This is a genomic window from Paenibacillus sp. VTT E-133291 (assembly GCF_002264395.1).
Classification (GTDB): Bacteria; Bacillota; Bacilli; order Paenibacillales; family Paenibacillaceae; genus Paenibacillus_AQ; species Paenibacillus_AQ nitricinens.
On sequence record NZ_NFVA01000041.1, the window covers coordinates 42734 to 58787 of the forward strand.

16 protein-coding genes are annotated in these 16054 nt (G+C 45.8%); 12 read left to right on the forward strand and 4 right to left on the reverse strand.

Features of this window, described 5'->3' with window-relative positions:
* Window positions 1–56 precede the first annotated feature (56 nt).
* From CA598_RS17160 to CA598_RS17170, 3 genes are read right to left on the reverse strand one after another with little or no spacing between them, the layout of a single operon-like run.
* Window positions 57–977 carry a metal ABC transporter substrate-binding protein gene (locus tag CA598_RS17160; RefSeq protein ID WP_094873829.1) on the reverse strand — a complete coding sequence of 307 codons (921 nt, stop codon included), beginning with the start codon at window positions 975–977 and terminating at the stop codon, window positions 57–59.
* Window positions 974–1816: a metal ABC transporter permease gene (locus tag CA598_RS17165; RefSeq protein ID WP_094873831.1), complete on the reverse strand. Its 843-nt coding sequence runs from the start codon at window positions 1814–1816 to the stop codon at window positions 974–976. The genes CA598_RS17160 and CA598_RS17165 overlap by 4 nt, the downstream gene beginning before the upstream one ends.
* On the reverse strand, window positions 1809–2555 hold the full coding sequence (locus CA598_RS17170) for a metal ABC transporter ATP-binding protein (RefSeq protein ID WP_094877257.1): 747 nt from the start codon (window positions 2553–2555) through the stop codon (window positions 1809–1811). Before CA598_RS17170 ends, CA598_RS17165 begins: the two co-directional genes overlap by 8 nt.
* Before the next feature lie 406 nt (window positions 2556–2961).
* Between CA598_RS17170 and CA598_RS17175 the strand changes: the two genes are divergently transcribed.
* The 12 genes from CA598_RS17175 to CA598_RS17230 all read left to right on the forward strand — a co-directional run bounded on the left by CA598_RS17175 (window position 2962) and on the right by CA598_RS17230 (window position 13438).
* Entirely contained in the window at window positions 2962–3507 is a 546-nt protein-coding gene (locus tag CA598_RS17175; RefSeq protein ID WP_094877271.1) for a MarR family winged helix-turn-helix transcriptional regulator, read from the forward strand.
* Between the two features lie 28 nt (window positions 3508–3535).
* Entirely contained in the window at window positions 3536–4990 is a 1455-nt protein-coding gene (locus CA598_RS17180) for an aryl-sulfate sulfotransferase (protein ID WP_094877258.1), read from the forward strand.
* A 22-nt stretch (window positions 4991–5012) separates the two neighbouring features.
* On the forward strand, window positions 5013–6044 hold the full coding sequence (locus CA598_RS17185; RefSeq protein ID WP_256990006.1) for an ABC transporter substrate-binding protein: 1032 nt from the start codon (window positions 5013–5015) through the stop codon (window positions 6042–6044).
* A gap of 11 nt (window positions 6045–6055) precedes the next feature.
* A complete protein-coding gene (locus CA598_RS17190) occupies window positions 6056–6832 on the forward strand; it encodes an ABC transporter ATP-binding protein (RefSeq protein WP_094877260.1) in 777 nt (258 codons plus the stop codon).
* A gap of 18 nt (window positions 6833–6850) precedes the next feature.
* A complete protein-coding gene (locus CA598_RS17195; protein ID WP_094873842.1) occupies window positions 6851–7627 on the forward strand; it encodes an ABC transporter permease in 777 nt (258 codons plus the stop codon).
* Between the two features lie 201 nt (window positions 7628–7828).
* Complete coding sequence (locus CA598_RS17200; protein WP_094877261.1) at window positions 7829–8941, forward strand: ABC transporter substrate-binding protein; 1113 nt, start codon at window positions 7829–7831, stop codon at window positions 8939–8941.
* Window positions 8942–9033: 92 nt separating this feature from the next.
* Window positions 9034–9957, forward strand: a complete 924-nt coding sequence (locus tag CA598_RS17205; RefSeq protein WP_094877262.1) for an ABC transporter permease — start codon at window positions 9034–9036, stop codon at window positions 9955–9957.
* A complete protein-coding gene (locus CA598_RS17210) occupies window positions 9954–10757 on the forward strand; it encodes an ABC transporter permease (RefSeq protein WP_094873848.1) in 804 nt (267 codons plus the stop codon). The genes CA598_RS17205 and CA598_RS17210 overlap by 4 nt, the downstream gene beginning before the upstream one ends.
* Window positions 10754–11797, forward strand: coding sequence for an ABC transporter ATP-binding protein (locus tag CA598_RS17215; protein ID WP_094877263.1), 1044 nt, complete (start codon window positions 10754–10756; stop codon window positions 11795–11797). The genes CA598_RS17210 and CA598_RS17215 overlap by 4 nt, the downstream gene beginning before the upstream one ends.
* A gap of 5 nt (window positions 11798–11802) precedes the next feature.
* Window positions 11803–12678, forward strand: a complete 876-nt coding sequence (locus CA598_RS17220) for an alkaline phosphatase family protein (RefSeq protein WP_094877264.1) — start codon at window positions 11803–11805, stop codon at window positions 12676–12678.
* 94 nt (window positions 12679–12772) lie between these two features.
* The gene (locus CA598_RS17225; protein WP_094877265.1) at window positions 12773–13090 is read left to right on the forward strand and encodes a hypothetical protein; all 318 of its coding nucleotides are present in this window, start codon (window positions 12773–12775) and stop codon (window positions 13088–13090) included.
* A 111-nt stretch (window positions 13091–13201) separates the two neighbouring features.
* Window positions 13202–13438 carry a DUF6953 family protein gene (locus CA598_RS17230; protein ID WP_094877266.1) on the forward strand — a complete coding sequence of 79 codons (237 nt, stop codon included), beginning with the start codon at window positions 13202–13204 and terminating at the stop codon, window positions 13436–13438.
* 71 nt (window positions 13439–13509) lie between these two features.
* Here CA598_RS17230 and CA598_RS17235 read toward each other — a convergent pair whose 3' ends face one another.
* The gene (locus CA598_RS17235; protein ID WP_256990526.1) at window positions 13510–15822 is read right to left on the reverse strand and encodes a UvrD-helicase domain-containing protein; all 2313 of its coding nucleotides are present in this window, start codon (window positions 15820–15822) and stop codon (window positions 13510–13512) included.
* Between the last annotated feature and the right edge of the window lie 232 nt (window positions 15823–16054).

Here is a 16054-nt window from a genome sequence, read left to right on the forward strand (position 1 = left end):
TCCGCTATGTCCTTTACAGGAGTTAAGGCTGTCGAGAAAATTCTCGACAGCCTTTTTTATGACGCTAATCCTTCAATAACTTTATCGATATTCCATTTAATCATTTTAAGGTAAGTGTCGCCTTCTTCGCCTTTCTTCGCTAAAGAATCGGTAAAAATCTTGGAGTGTATCGGTACTCCTGTTTCATTGGAGATCGTTTCCATTGTTTTCGGATTCACGCTCGTTTCCAGAAACAAAGCGGGCACTTGATTCTCCTCAATAATGTTAATGATGTTTTTCATTTGTTCTGGCGTACCTTGACTATCCGTATTGATCTCCCATATAAATGCGGATTTAAATCCGTAGGCTTTTGAAAAATATTTAAATGCCCCTTCGCTTGTAACCAAAATACGTTTCTCCTGCGGGATTTTTTCTACCGCTTCTTTTGCATATTGATCCAATTCATTAAGCTTCTTTACATATTCTGATTGGTTATTCAGATAAAAATCTTTGTTGTCCGGATCTTTTTCGATGACATGTTTAGTGATGATATCTACATATTTAATCGCATTCTGAATATCGAGCCAGGCATGAGGATCTTCTTGAGTTTCTTTGCCTTTTTCTGTTAGGAACATTGGGGTTACTTCATCTGAAACAGCAAAGGCAACCTCTTTTTTGTTGGTGACATCTAATAGATCTTTAAACCATCCCTTACCCGTTTCCAGGTTTAATCCGTTATAAAAAACTAAATCTGCGTTAGATACTTTACTTGTATCCTTCGGTAATGGATCGTACATATGCGGGTCTGTTCCGATGGGAACCATACTGTATACCTCAGCTTTTTCCCCTACAATGTTTTCAGTCATATCCGCGATAATGGAGTATGTGGCAACAATTTTTAATTTGTCGTTGTTTCCTTCTCCCTCACTAACGTTTGAACATGCAGTAAATAGTAAGATGAACATTGTCAAAGAGAGCATCTTTATTGTTTTTTTCATCCTTGTTTAACCCCTTTTCTTAGAAAATTATTTTTGGGCGAGATAATAAATGATATAGCAAACAAACTTACGCCTACCAGAACAATGGTGGCACTTGTAGGTAAATTGAATCTAAAGCTTAGGATCACACCTATAATTCCAGATACAGCACCGATGGTAGAAGCAACGAGAATCATGTGGAACAGCTTATTTGTCCAAAGATACGATGTAGCTGCTGGAATAACCAGCATTGCAATCACAAGCACAATACCTACTTGAGATAGCGAGGACACGGTAACCACGGATAGCAGCATCATCAATAGATAATGATAGAACCCTGTTTTCAAACCGAAGGCCTTAGAGACGACAGGATCAAACGAACTAATCAAAAGCTCTTTGTATAACAATGAAATGATGGCTATAACAACAAGCATGATAATAAAGGATTGCGTTAACTCGGACTGCGGGACGGCCAAGATATTACCAAATAAAATATGAGTTAAGTCAAGCCCACTTTTGGCGAAAGTGATGAGGACAATTCCTAGAGCAAAAAATGAGCTGAGAATAATCCCGATCGAGGTATCACTTTTAATATTGCTGCGACTTGTAATAAATTGAATGAGAATTGCCGCTAACAGTCCAAACAATGAAGCGCCCACAAGAATGTTGATCCCTAGAATATAAGAGAGCGCCACACCTGGTAATACAGCATGAGATAAAGCATCGCCCATTAATGACATCTTTCTGAGCACAATAAAGCTTCCTAGAACGCCTGAGACAATGCCAAGAATGATAGCAGACAATCCCGCATTAAGTGCATAGATTGGAATGTTTAATAACTCTGACAAATAATTAATCATTCGCTGTTCCTCCCATCCCTTTGATCACCAGATTACCTAAGGAGGCCCCGTATGCGTTGAGGATATTATCGGCTGTAAAGGTGTCTTTCACATCACCAAAGGCAATGAGTTTTTTATTAAGAATGATTACTTTATCAAAATATTCTTCCACCTCATGCAGATCGTGATGAACGATAAGTATAGTTTTTCCTTCTTCGCGGAGCTGTTTAAGCAGCTTTACAATAATTTTCTCACTGACTAGATCTATGCCGACAAAAGGTTCATCTAAAAAAAATACATCTGCCCGTTGTGCAAGCGCTCTGGCAATAAAAACCCTTTGTAGTTGTCCCCCAGACAAATTGCTGATTTGTTTATTCGCAAGATCACTGATATCGACCATGGCCATACATTCCTCAACGGTTTGCCGCTCTTTTTTGCCTGGGCGCTGGAAGATTCTCAAATTTGGGTAGGTTCCAGTTAGTACGGTATCTTTTACTGTGATTGGAAAAGTAAGATCAATGTCATTCTTTTGTGGCACATATGCGATCTTCCGTTTGTACTCAGCAATATCTCTACCTTCCACCATAACGGATCCTGTTCTCTTTTTTATCACCTCTAACAACGACTTAATAAATGTAGATTTCCCTGCACCATTGGGCCCGATAATTCCGATCGTATACCCAAAAGGAATATCTATGTTTACATCTTCTAGCGCTGAATTACCGAAATAATCCACGTTTAGGTTTCTGATTTGGATCATAAAAAAACTCCTCGTCTTATATTCAATGATTTGTTTCCTGTTGGAAACATTTATTTTAAATATCTAATTTGTTTCCCTAGGTAAACATTTATTCTTAGGTACAATATATTTAACAATGGGCAAAATGTCAATGAAAAAGCTTGAATTTTATTTGATTTTGGATTGGAACAAGCTTTTGATCTGCGTCGTTATGGGTGCTCTTTTTTCTATATTTTAAAATACTTACTTGACAGGTAGGAATAAAGGGGTATATGATATCACCAATCCTTAAACACTAATTAAATGAACAGTGAAATAATTTATCCGAGCCGATTGGACCGCCAAAGGCTCCCGCACTTTTACCTTGACAGGGGTATGTGCTGGGAGTCTTTTTTTGTTGGCCGATAAGGAGAAAGATGAGGTAGGCATGAGCGATACGTATTGGAGACAGGTGGAGGAGACAGATTGGATATTCCGCAAGGTGGTCCGCAGGTTCGTAAAGGAGCGGGATAAGGTCACTGTGGAAGGGATCTCCTTGCCAGGTATGCTGATTCTGCAAAAAATCATTCGCGAAGGCGAACAGCGGCTTGGTGATTTAGCGGATGAACTGGACTTTACGTCAGGTGCGATCACTGCATTGAGCGATAAGCTTGAGGCAGGTGGATTTACTGTACGCAAACGTAAGGAAGGGGACCGCAGGACGGTGATGCTGGACATCACAGACAAAGGCCGGGAAATGGCGGAGCTTAACAGCAATATTGGGGAACGATGTATCTCGCTTCTGTTTGAGGGGTTTACGGAAGAGGAATTGACGCAGCAAAGTCACTTTTATCAGCGAATCATCAGCAATCTTGAAGGATTCTCAGATACCTTGCTGAAGCTGGCGAAGGAGAATGCGGAGGCCGAGTCCTCACCGAGCCTTGAACAGAAGCCACGGGCAGTCACCAAGAAAAGCAATTATCTTAGCTATTAAAATAAATCAAATGTAGGAGAGATGAATTATGGGACATTCAACGATATATCCAACTGGAGCAACCGTATATAATCCGGGCAAAGCATGGAGTGGTTATACCGTATTTCAAGCGGGTGAAGAGGGCGTTGTTCTGATTGATATGAACGGTAAAGAAGTGCATCTGTGGAAGGGGCTGCTCGGGTTTCCGGCTAAAATCTTCCCTGGTGGTTATGTGCTAGGCAGCACTGGCAGAAGAGATCCGAAATTTGGTATTCAGGATAATGTAGATCTGGTGCAGGTCGATTGGGATGGTAACATCGTGTGGAAATACAACAGCTACGAGCATATAGAAGATCCGGGTTATGAAGCGCTCTGGTATGCCCGTCAGCATCATGACTATCAGCGTGAAGGTAATCCAGTCGGTTATTTTGCACCAGGGCTGGAGCCAAAGGTAGATGGCGGCAATACCCTAATCCTCGCTCACAAAAATATTTACAACCACCAAATTTCCGACAAGCAGTTGCTGGATGACACGATTATCGAGGTGGATTGGGAAGGGAATATCGTTTGGGAGTGGGCTCCAAATGAACATTTTGCAGAGTTGGGCTTTGATGAAGCGGCAAAAAATGTCCTATTCCGTGATCCTAACTCACGTTCCTTCGGAAATTTGGGGGGCGGTGTGGGTGACTGGTTGCATATCAATTCAGCTTCCTATGTAGGACCTAATAAGTTTTATGATGCAGGTGATGAGCGTTTCCATCCAGATAACGTGATCTGGGATGCGCGGGAAGCGAATATTATCGCAATTACAGATAAGCGTACCGGGGCCATCGTGTGGAGAATCGGTCCAGACTACTCAATACCAGAATTGAAGTCTATCGATTGGATCATTGGCCAGCATCACGCCCACATCATTCCGAAGGGCTTGCCGGGAGAAGGAAACTTACTCGTATTTGATAACGGAGGTTGGGGCGGTTATGGTCTTCCCAATCCATCTTCACCCTTTGGGCAAAAAAATGCACTCCGCGACTACTCACGAATTCTGGAGATTAATCCAGTAACACTCGAAATTGAATGGCAGTATACCGCGGCAGAAGCAGGCTTCTCCGTTCCGACGGATTCTTATAAATTCTACAGTCCTTATATCAGCTCAGCCCAGCGGCTGCTGAATGGCAATACCTTAATTACAGAAGGATCTAACGGTAGACTTTTCGAGGTTACGCCAGAACATGAACTGGTGTGGGAATACATCTCACCTTTTATTGACTCCAGAAATACGAACATGGTTTATCGTTCCTATCGTGTGCCATATGCATGGGTACCACAGCTGGAGAAGCCGGAAGAACAAGCGATTGAGCCGATAGATGTAACGCAGTTCAGAGTACCGGGGGTCGCACCTAAAGGTTCGGATTCCGTAGTGAGTGTAGCGACAACCCTGCCGTTTGTTGAGGGAGCTGCTTGTGTGGCGACGACAGATGAAGGTAGTAGCCGCAAAGCCAATTGACAAATTTGAGGGGGATGTTGTTTTGAAAAAATCATGGATCAACTCTAGCTTTCTGCTCTTATCCTTATCCGTTGTTATCCTTTTATCAGGCTGCAGCTCCAAAGGTGATGCGTCGCCCGCTAAAGATGGAGCAGCAAGCGGCAAAGAAGAGACATTGAAGATTAAAATCGCCGACATCAATACGAATCCAACTTTTCGTGTGGCGTTAGATAAAGGTATCTTTGCCAAACACGGGATAGATGCTGAACTAGTTAACTTTGGTTCTCCGGCAGAAGGTGTGAATGCACTCTTCATTAAACAGGTGGATGTGGCTTTCGGGGCGGATTTCCCCTTGCTGAACGCAGTGTCGAAAGGGGATTACTCTATCATCGCCTCGGCAGGTCTAGCGACAGACGAAGCTTCAACAGAATGGAAGCTGTTCGTACAGGATGACATCAAGACAGCTGAGGAATTGAAGGGTAAGAAGCTAAGCTTTATTCGCGGAACCTTTATTCCATACCTTTGGGATGAATATTTGAAAGAACATGAGCTTGCTCTAAGTGATGTGGAATTGATAGGACAGGGAGCCTTTGATGAATCTTATATTGCTTTGAAGCAGGGGGCTGTGGATGGGGCATGGTTCTATGGTTCTGTTCTTAATGATAAGCTGGGTGCCCTTGCTGGCGTACATGAGCTGACGGATATGTCCAAAACAACCGTACGGTTAGGTATGGGCATTGTAGCAGGTAATGATTTTGTAACCAACAATCCAGAGGGGATCGCGAATTTTCTCGCAGCAGTGGATGAAGCAGGGAGTTATGCACAGGCTCATCCGGATGAGGTGGCTGATCTGATGTACGAGGAAGTGAAGCAGCCTAAGGAATCCACGATCAAAGATCTTCCAAATAATCCTTGGGCCCTTGGGTTCACGCAGGAAGCATATGACAGTCTGACTAAACAGAAGAAATATATGGTCGACACTGGAATCATCGAAAAGGACTTCGATCTGGATAGCAAGCTTAATCTTGAACCGCTGACCAAAGCTTTGCCGGATGAAGTCACGTATAAGAAATAGGAGGGTTCAGCATGTCATTACCTGCTAAGCAGCACACCATTCATATTGAGCAGCTTCGCAAGAGCTACAGTGAGCCAGTCGCCGGAGATGTTCATTATATTATTAAAGACGTGGATCTTGTAATCAAAGGTGGGGAGTTCTTCGTTCTACTCGGCCCAAGTGGCTGCGGAAAATCGACGCTGCTGAATATGATCGCCGGATTTGTTTCCAAATCTGGTGGTAACCTTCGGGTGGATGACGAAGAGGTGAATAAGCCGGGCAGAGATCGGGCAGTAGTGTTCCAGCAAGCAGATTCCTCTTTATTTCCTTGGCTAACGGTTCGAGAGAATGTGGAGTTCGGACTGAGAATGAAGAAAATCGCGAAGGCAGAACGACATACAATATCGGATAGGTTCATCGGGCTTGTTGGGCTAAACGGGCATGAGCAGAAATTCCCTAAGGAGCTGTCAGGTGGTATGAAGCAGCGTGTCCAGCTGGCACGAGTGCTCGCCAATGATCCGGCGATCCTGCTGATGGATGAGCCATTTGGTGCGCTGGATGCGATGACTCGGAGGACGATGCAGAAGGAGCTGGTCAATATCTGGCAACAGACGCATAAGACGGTGATTTTTGTAACCCATGATATTCAGGAAGCTTTGCTGCTGGGGGAACGGATCGGCATTATGTCTGTGGGGCCTTCCTCTAACATCACGAACATTTATGACAACACGCTCCCTTATCCGCGGGATATAAGCTCACCGGAATTTTACTCGCTATACAATCAAATTCAGAGCCATTTCGAAGAATAGGATAAGGTGGAACAGATGATGAAATGGGTGGAAAAGAAATGGGTCTCCGTATCCATACTATGGATTGCCGCACTCTGCATCTGGCAGCTTGGAGCGGTGATCTACGGTCCTGATGTGATCCCTGGGCCATGGAGTACGTTCAAGGGTGGACGGGAACTGCTGGAAGATGGCACCTTGATGCAATATATCGGCATTAGCTTTTACCGGGTGCTCATTGGCTGGGTACTCGGCAGTTTAATAGCGATTCCCGTAGGATTGGTAATTGGAAAAGTGAATGTGATTCGTATCTTTGCAGAGCCTTTTCTGAACTTCATCCGGTTTATCCCGCCGATTGCGTTTATCACATTGTTTCTAGTGTGGTTTGGGATTGGGGAGCAGTCGAAGATTGCGTTGATTATGTACGCTACCTTTTTTATTGTGGTGCTGAATACCTTGACCGGTGTCATGTCTGTGGAGGAGGATAAAATCCGCTCAGCCCGCAGTATGGGCGCTAGTGAGTGGCAAATCCTGATTCATGTGATCGTTCCGGCGACGATACCGTACATTTTTACAGGCATCCGGCTAGCAATGGGAACTTCGTATATGGCGATTATCGGGGCGGAAATGATTGCTTCGAACGAAGGTGTAGGTTATCTGATTTGGAATTCACGGTTATTTTTTCGTACCGATTGGATATTTGTTGGTTTGTTCTGCCTTGGTTTTATGGGCTTTTTCACGGATCGGCTATTTGGTTGGTTCGGTAAGAAAGTGCTCTATAGATACGGTGTGGTTAGTATGGCGGCACGTAGAAGGTAAGATGGCTTTAATAAAATAACGTAAACACCAAAGCTGCCTGAGTGGATCAGGTGGCTTTTTGGCATGTCTTCCTTTTTATTTACAAATATTCCTATCTTCCTTAATGTCACGAAAATAGTACACGCCTATACTGCAATTGGGTGCCTAACAGTTTGAGCATAAAGAAGCCCGCAAATAAGAAATAGGAGTGAAGGGGAAATCATGAAAAAAGGGATCAAAAATCAATTGTCGATGGGTCTAATGTTATCCTTGCTCGTCCTGTTGCTTGCTGCTTGTGGAAATTCGGCTAAGGCTGACGAATCAACGAATGGAAATGCTGGCACCAAAGAATTAAGTCTGACCGAGATCGAGAGTAAAGCTAAAGAAGAGGGCAGTGTTATCAGTGTGGGAATGCCGGATTCCTGGGCGAACTGGAAAGATACATGGAGTGATATGAGTAGTAAGTATGGTCTTACACATTCAGATACCGATATGTCGAGCGCGGAGGAAATTGCCAAGTTTGATGCGGAAAAAGACAAGCCAACGGCTGACATTGGAGATGTAGGGATCGCTTTTGGATCGGTTGCTGTAGATAAAGGGGTAACGCAGCCTTATAAAACGACCTATTGGGATGAGATCCCCGATTGGGCTAAGGATAAGGACGGAAATTGGATTGTGGGCTATCAAGGGACGATTTCGTTTCTGACGAACACCAAGCTCGTGGCTAATCCACCGAAGAGCTGGGAAGATCTGAAGAACGGCAGCTACAAAATCATCGTTGGCGATGTAACCAAAGCTGCTCAAGCGCAGATGGCTGTATTGGCCGCAGCGATTGCTTTTGGTGGCGATGAGTCGAACATTGAGCCGGGGATTGCTTTTTTCGAGGATTTGGCTAAAAAAGGGCGTCTCTCCAATGCAGAAGCTTCCCTTGCTAACATTGAAAAAGGGGAAGTAGAAGTTACCCTGCTGTGGGATTTCAACGCTTTGAACTATAGAGACCAGATCAACAAAGATGGCTTCGCGGTAGCCATTCCAAAGGAAGGCAGTGTAGTGAGCGGCTATGCAACGATCATTAACAAATATGCGCCGCATCCTAACGCTGCGAAGCTGACACGTCAATATATCCTTAGTGATGAAGGACAGGTTAACCTTGCCAAAGGGTACGCTCGTCCGATCCGTGACAGTGTAAAGCTGCCTGATGATGTTGCGGCTAAGCTGCTATCCAAAGAAGAGTATGTCAACGCTAAACCTGTAGGTGATTACAAGGTTTGGGAAGAGACGGCGAAGACTATTCCGCAGCTATGGCAGGAACGTGTACTTGTGCATTTGAACTAGGATTGTTCTCCCCCTAAAAAAAGAAACAGGGCGCCTTCGTCACGATGCCGTAAGGTGCCCTTGTTCTATTCCCGCGACAAGGAGTGAGTAAGTTGAAACAGAAAAGCCGCGGTGTGATCCTGGCACTCCTTCCGTTTGCACTGATGGTGTTGGCATTTCAGCTGGTACCTGTATTGTCCATGCTGACGGGAAGCTTCCAAAAGGCAGATGGGACTGGGTTTACGCTAGGTAATTATCTGCACGCACTGCAAAGTGCCTATTACATGCAGGCAATTAAAAACAGCTTGCTGATCGCTTTAACCTCAAGTCTGATAGGGATCATTGTCGGACTTTTTTGTGCCTATTGTATTACTCGGTTCACTCCAAGGGTAAGGGACAGACTCTTAATGCTGTCGAATATGACCTCTAACTTTGCAGGGGTTCCCTTAGCTTTTGCATATATTATATTGCTCGGAAATAACGGGGTGTTTACGCTCTTATTCAAACAGTGGGGCTGGAGTGTTTTTACCGATTTTGATTTATATAGCTGGTCTGGTCTGATTTTGGTGTATGTATATTTTCAGGTTCCGTTAGCCTTACTGCTCTTGTATCCGTCTTTTTATGGCATCCGTGAGCAGTGGAGAGAGGCGGCCTCCTTGCTGGGGGCCGGACCGTGGCAGTTCTGGAAGACGATCGGGCTACCGATCCTAACGCCTGCGATCTTCGGCACACTGGGGATATTGTTTGCCAATGCGATGGGGGCTTATGCTACGGCATACGCTTTAGTTGGCGGGAATTATAATCTGCTGGCGGTACGTATCGGTTCGCTCGTTGCCGGAGATGTGGTGACTCAGCCAGAAATGGGCAGTACGCTTGCTGTTCTGCTTGGCTTGACTACGATTTTGGCCGTCTATTTGAATCACCTGATGGTTCGGCGTACGGAGAGATTCGGAGCTAAAGCGGTCAGTAAAACGAATGTAAAAGCCAAATCTTCTCGGCGCTTATGGACAGCAGCTAATGAGGAGGCTCAGCAATGAATATACGTAAAGCGGGCTTCGCGCCACGCACCTTCATGTTATTGCTCATGGTGTATTTATTACTTCCCCTGTTAGCAACCGGTATGTATGCTTTTGCGTTGGACTGGCAGAATACGTTATTGCCTCAAGCTTGGACACTGAATTGGTTTAGCGAGATGTTTAAGGATATTCGTTTTTTAGAAGCGCTTTGGACGTCGCTGTATTTATGCCTGATTAGCGTGGTGCTTAGTCTGGCCGTGATGCTGCCAGCTGTTTTTGTCATCACGATTTATTTTCCACATTGGGAGAGCTTTATGAAAGTGATTGTTGTTCTGCCCTATGCCGTGCCCGGTGTAGTGGCTGCGGTGGGACTTATCCGTACCTATTCCACGGGTCTCTTTGACATCGCTGGAACAGCTTACTTACTGGTAGGAGCGTACTTTGTGGTCATCCTTCCCTATATGTATCAGGGCATTCGCAATAGTCTGTTGACCGTTAACGCTGTAGAACTGCTGCATGCTGCGGAATTGCTTGGTGCCCGCCGCAGAACGGCCTTTGTGAATGTGATTTTACCAAATATCTGGCCTGGGGTTATCGTCTCCACCCTGTTATCCTTCTCCGTTCTATTCGGCGAATTTGTCCTTACAAACATGCTAGTTGGAGGGCATATTCAGACGATTCAGGTATATCTTTATCAAAGAATGGGCGAAAGCGGACATTTAGCCAGCGCGATTGCAATCTCTTATTTTCTGTTTATTCTAGTCCTTTCGATGGTACTGATGAAGCTTGGCAAAAAGATGGGAGGAGGCGTTAAGGGATGAACGATTATCTGAAGCTGCAGGGGATACGCAAAATGTTCGGTGATACCTGTGTGCTAGACAATATAAATTTGGAGATTCGCGAAGGAGAGCTTGTGACGCTGCTGGGACCCTCCGGTTGTGGAAAAAGCACTTTACTGCGCTGCATAGCTGGCCTTTCGGAGCTGGATGGCGGAAAAATTCTCTTGGAGAATAAAGATCTGGCCAATCTGCCGCCTCGTAAACGCGAGGTAGGCATGGTGTTTCAGTCCTATGCTCTGTTCCCTAATCTGACGGTGAGCCAAAATATTGAGTATGGCATGAAGATGCGCGGCTTATCCAAATCTGCCCGACGTAGTCGCATTGCGGAATTGCTGGCTTTGGTTGATCTGGAGGAGAAGCGGGACGTCTATCCGCAGTCACTCTCCGGTGGACAGCAGCAGCGGGTAGCGCTGGCCCGTTCTCTAGCCGTGCAGCCCAAAGTGTTACTGCTGGATGAACCCCTGAGTGCACTCGATGCTAAGATTCGTAAGAATCTACGTGCCGAAATTCGCGATATTCAGAAGCGCTTTAACATGACGACACTATTCGTTACGCATGATCAGGAGGAAGCACTGATTCTATCCGACCGCATCTGTATTATGAACGGGGGACGAATTGTTCAGGATGGAACACCGGAAGGACTGTACACTGCGCCGCGCACAGAGTTCGTTGCCCGGTTCATGGGCAGTTATAACGTATTAACTCGGCCCGAAGTAATGGCACTGTTCCACGGAATAGATAGTGGGATGGACAGCTTTGCTATTCGCCCTGAGGCCGTAACCCTACTGCATGAGGGAGCAGGTCCACAGGAGGCTGCTGCCGGAGCACAGCTGGTGAATGGGATAATTAAATCGGTATCTGTGCTAGGAAATATTATTCGATGTGCGGTTGAGGCTGAAGGCATCCGATTAACGGTTGATCTTTTAAATGACGGACGCTGGCTGCGGGTTGGAGAAGGGGATAAAGTCACGCTGGCGCTGAACCCTTCCGAGCTTTTACATTTAGAGCGAGAAGGAGCGTGAGTAGAATGACGGAAATGACCAATAAGCTTATTGTGGTTGTCTTAGACGGACTTAGATATGATGCAGCTCGCACATACATGGGGTATCTGGAGCATCTTGTGGAGCAGGAACTCTTATCTTGTTATCGGGTACAGTCGGAATTACCCAGTTTGTCACGTCCGCTTTATGAGGTGCTCTTAACGGGTACACCCGTGTCCAAAAATGGAATTACGGCTAACCATATTGTCAGACCAAGCTATGAAGAGAGCGTATTCCATCTGGCAGTGAATGCTAATCTGCGTACAGCTGCTGTCGCCTATCATTGGGTCAGTGAGCTTTATAATTCAGCCCCCTTTGATCCGCTGGCTGACCGCCATCAGCACAATGTGATGAAGCCGATTCAGCATGGCAGCTTTTATTTCGAGGACCACTATCCTGATAGCCATGTGTTTGCCGACGCTGTATATTTACGGAGTGCTTTTGATCCGCATTTTCTATACATTCACTCCATGAACATAGATGATGCCGGGCATCGTTATGGCGGGGAGAGCAAGGAATATGAGCTTTCCGTGCGTACTGCCGATGGTCTGCTAGCCACTGTTTTGCCCATTTGGATGGAGCAGGGATATAAGATTCTGATTACGGCAGATCATGGGATGAATGCCAATGGGTACCACGGTGGAAAAACCACTTCTGAACGGGATGTGCCGTTATATACGTTTGGAGTAGATCGATTACCGCGGGAAAAAGAGGATCAAATAATCCCCCAGTTGCGGCTAGCTCCGCTAATGTGCCACTGCTTAGGTCTTGCTCCTTCGGCTGCAATGAGTAAGGAAGGATTGCCTCCTTTTGTACAGAAGCAATTACAGCATGAAGTAGAGGAACCCACACTATTCATATGAACCTAAATAGTTAAGAACGACAGAAATCATATGCGATAAGCATGGATTTTTTGTATACTAAATAGTATATTTTTCCTATTTAGGAGGTTATCTATTGAGTTCTTCTAAATCGATGAAATGGATTACAGGTTCGTGTGAGATTATTTTGGCGATTCCATTTCTGGGTGCTGCTATTGTAATGTTCAGTGGATACTCTGTACTGGGATTGATGTTTATTCTTCACCTGGTTACTTTGATTTTATCTTCAAAAAACCAGGAATCTATTTATGGTTCAGTACTCGGAATTATAACTTCTTTACTCGCTTGGATTCCATTCGTGGGCTGGGGATTACACTTAATCACAGGAATTCTGCTGATGGTAAGTGGTGGACAGAAGATTCGTTATCCTTCGAATCGTAACTATCTACAATAATTAGAATCAGCCCAATACAGCCCGATTCGGACGTTTGTCCGGTCGGGCTGTATTCATGTTATAATGAGGGCACATTTTAGCAAGAAGTACACACGGAAGGGGTATATCCATATGGAGATAACTGCGCAAGACGTAGCCGAATGGATGGTTAAGGAAATTCGTTTTACGGGTACCTTGTACCAGACTGCGGCGATTGAATATGTAAAAGAGAATTTTGGGGAACAATTTGTATTTGTGAATGAGAATGGCAATGCCTCACTGTCCAAGGAAGTAAAGAAAGCTTTCCGGAAGCTGCACGGCGGCAAAATTGCATGGGATCGGGATGGATTTTTGTGGGCGTGGACTTAAGCTGAACCCTGGCGTGTTATATTAAAAAGCAAGTTTCCAAGGAAGTGGAAACTTGCTTTTTTGCGTATAAATTATACAGGAACTTCTCTTTGATCTTTCGTCATAGGTGAGCTACAGAGTGGGCAGGGTTTTGAGGTCAAGTGATCCTCAGCTCCGCCAGCTTTCATCCGTGTCCAACCAGGACAACTGCTGCTCGTGCAATTCCATACTGGAACGACATGGGTTTTTGTTGTGGTTGTTCGGCTGGTCGGCAAGGCTCTTGTCGTTACCGCTCTTGTCGTTACAGTTCTGCCCACCGAAGTCGCTGCAGAAGCAGAAACGGCAGATCGGAAGGCGGATAACATGAAGCGGGAGACCTCCGCTTTTTTACCCCGATGTTGTGCGGGCGAGCTGATAAATAGCTCCTCTCGGGCTCTCGTAACGGCTACATACGCCAGTCTCCGTTCTTCCTCCAATGCTGCTAAGCTTGAAGCTCCGCTGCTTCCGGCCGCAAGCTTGCGGTCTTTTAGCCGGTCGCCCTCCAGTGCAGAGCTATGCGGAAGGATTCCCTCAGACGCTCCAATTAAAAAGACTACAGGGAACTCAAGTCCCTTTGATTTATGAATGGTCATTAATGCAATCCGGTTGCCTTGCTCTTTCGTACCAGGTTGACGATTATGCTCGTTGCGCTCGGTAACATTATCTATGAAATCAAGAAAGGCAGGGATGCTGTCAAAACGCGCCGCGGAGGATTCTAGCTCATCTAGCATTTCTTTTAACGTCTCTCGGTGCAGCGTCGCTTGATGCCGTTCATTCGCCTCGATGAAATAATCATAGAATTGGGTACGAATCTGACGGATCGCTTGTATCGGGGTCAGTTCACGTATATTCCGAATGAGATCGAGCCGATCTCTTAGCTTACCTCCCTTAAAGTCTTCCATGCCAGGCATAGACAACAGGTGGATCAGCGGTCCTTGCTTGGGCTGTCTCGCTTCCATCTGGCGGATGTGATTCATGCCTTTTTCACGGTTCATATACAGCGTTGGCAGGATATTCTCCATCGCTGCAAAATTCCGCCGATTTACGGAGAGTCTCAAATGATCCACTACCGGCGAGATCAACCAGTGCTCGTACAATAATTGTCCTTCTCCGTAATCAATATAAGGAATATCGCGTAAAAGGAGCAGTTCGAGAACGGCCCGATTGCTGCTGGACGCTCGGTACAACATGGCGAAGTCTCGATATTCTCTTTTGCCGGTAGAGACCTCATTTAAAATATGCTCGACCATCTGCTCAGCTTCCTCGTCTGCTGTCTGCGGACGCATATACCGGGGCTGATTTCCGCTGCCTTTGGCCGCTTGCAGGGTTTTGGAGCGCCGACGTGTATTGTGCCGGATAATGCCGTTGCCGAGTCCGACTATGGCTGGACCAGAACGGTAATTAATATCGAGAGTAATCACCTTGGCTCCCGGATAGAGCTTCTCGAACTCCAAAATGAACTCGCTGCGCGCCCCGTTGAAGGAATAAATCGTTTGGTCATCATCACCAACCACCATTAGGTTATGCTGTGGGTGAGCAACCATTTTGACAAGCTCATACTGCAAGGCATTTGTATCTTGGAACTCATCGACCATTACATACAAATATCTCATCTGCAATTCTTGCAAAAGCGCCGGACGCTCCTTCAGCATCCGATAAGCAATTAAGAGGACATCATCGAAATCAATTTTGAAATTGTCTTGTTTCCATTGTTCATATATTTCTAGAATGGATTTCATTTCTTTTTCGGCAGTGGTTGCTTCCGGTAGATCTTCCACGGTGCCCATGTTCATTTTGCAGGAGGAGAGTAGTGAAAGTAGGGTTTCCGGTGGATAAGCATCCTTCGGCAGCCCAAGCTCCCGCATGATCTGCTTCAATAGGATATGCTGGCGCCGTGTCTCACTGAAAATTTCCTGCTGCAATCCCTGTCTGCGTAAGAAAAACAAGAAAAAGGAATGGAACGTCCGAGCCTGCAGCCTTGCGACGTCCGCTGTGCTTACGCCCGGGAGCAGGGCGATTCGTTCGCGCATTTCTGCCGCGGCTTTGCTAGAGAAAGTCAGCAATAGCAGCTGACTTGGCGAGACGCCGCGCACGGACAACAAATAACCGGTTCTGCAGATCAGAACCGAGGTTTTGCCGGAGCCTGCGCCGGCCAGTGTCAGCAGCGGCCCTTTATGATGCCGCACCGCGGCAATCTGCGGGCGGTTGAGCAGGATGCCACCTTCCTCTAGCCTGCGGAAATAAGCGGAGTCCCCCTCTTCTCGCTTCACTAGATCCTTGCTGGTCTGTGCTGAAGCTACTGCCGCTTGCGGGATGCGTTCGCCGGTTGCTCCCAGCGGGATATTATGAAATAAGAGCTTATTCAATAGATTCACCTTCATATATTTCGGTATAGAGTGTCCTCAAAGAATCTAATCTTATGATGCTTTGAGTTCATCTTAAATAGTGTCTTAAATTTAGCCAATCTACAATATACCATCCCAGCGTTTTTGCTGCACAGAAAAAAATGCTGGATATAGTGTGGATCAAGGGTGAGGTTTGGTTGCGTGGGTGAGGATCGGTGAGCGTAAAGTACGGTATAAATCCCGTAGAAATGCT

Bases quoted from the DNA above. Each gene is read 5' to 3' on its own strand.
- CA598_RS17165 (WP_094873831.1), bottom strand. From the start codon at position 1,816: ATGATTAATTATTTGTCAGAGTTATTAAACATTCCAATCTATGCACTT.
- CA598_RS17195 (WP_094873842.1), top strand. From the start codon at position 6,851: ATGAAATGGGTGGAAAAGAAATGGGTCTCCGTATCCATACTATGGATT.
- CA598_RS17230 (WP_094877266.1), top strand. From the start codon at position 13,202: ATGGAGATAACTGCGCAAGACGTAGCCGAATGGATGGTTAAGGAAATT.
- CA598_RS17160 (WP_094873829.1), bottom strand. From the start codon at position 977: ATGAAAAAAACAATAAAGATGCTCTCTTTGACAATGTTCATCTTACTA.
- CA598_RS17180 (WP_094877258.1), top strand. From the start codon at position 3,536: ATGGGACATTCAACGATATATCCAACTGGAGCAACCGTATATAATCCG.
- CA598_RS17210 (WP_094873848.1), top strand. From the start codon at position 9,954: ATGAATATACGTAAAGCGGGCTTCGCGCCACGCACCTTCATGTTATTG.
- CA598_RS17170 (WP_094877257.1), bottom strand. From the start codon at position 2,555: ATGATCCAAATCAGAAACCTAAACGTGGATTATTTCGGTAATTCAGCG.
- CA598_RS17220 (WP_094877264.1), top strand. From the start codon at position 11,803: ATGACGGAAATGACCAATAAGCTTATTGTGGTTGTCTTAGACGGACTT.
- CA598_RS17190 (WP_094877260.1), top strand. From the start codon at position 6,056: ATGTCATTACCTGCTAAGCAGCACACCATTCATATTGAGCAGCTTCGC.
- CA598_RS17175 (WP_094877271.1), top strand. From the start codon at position 2,962: ATGAGCGATACGTATTGGAGACAGGTGGAGGAGACAGATTGGATATTC.
- CA598_RS17200 (WP_094877261.1), top strand. From the start codon at position 7,829: ATGAAAAAAGGGATCAAAAATCAATTGTCGATGGGTCTAATGTTATCC.
- CA598_RS17215 (WP_094877263.1), top strand. From the start codon at position 10,754: ATGAACGATTATCTGAAGCTGCAGGGGATACGCAAAATGTTCGGTGAT.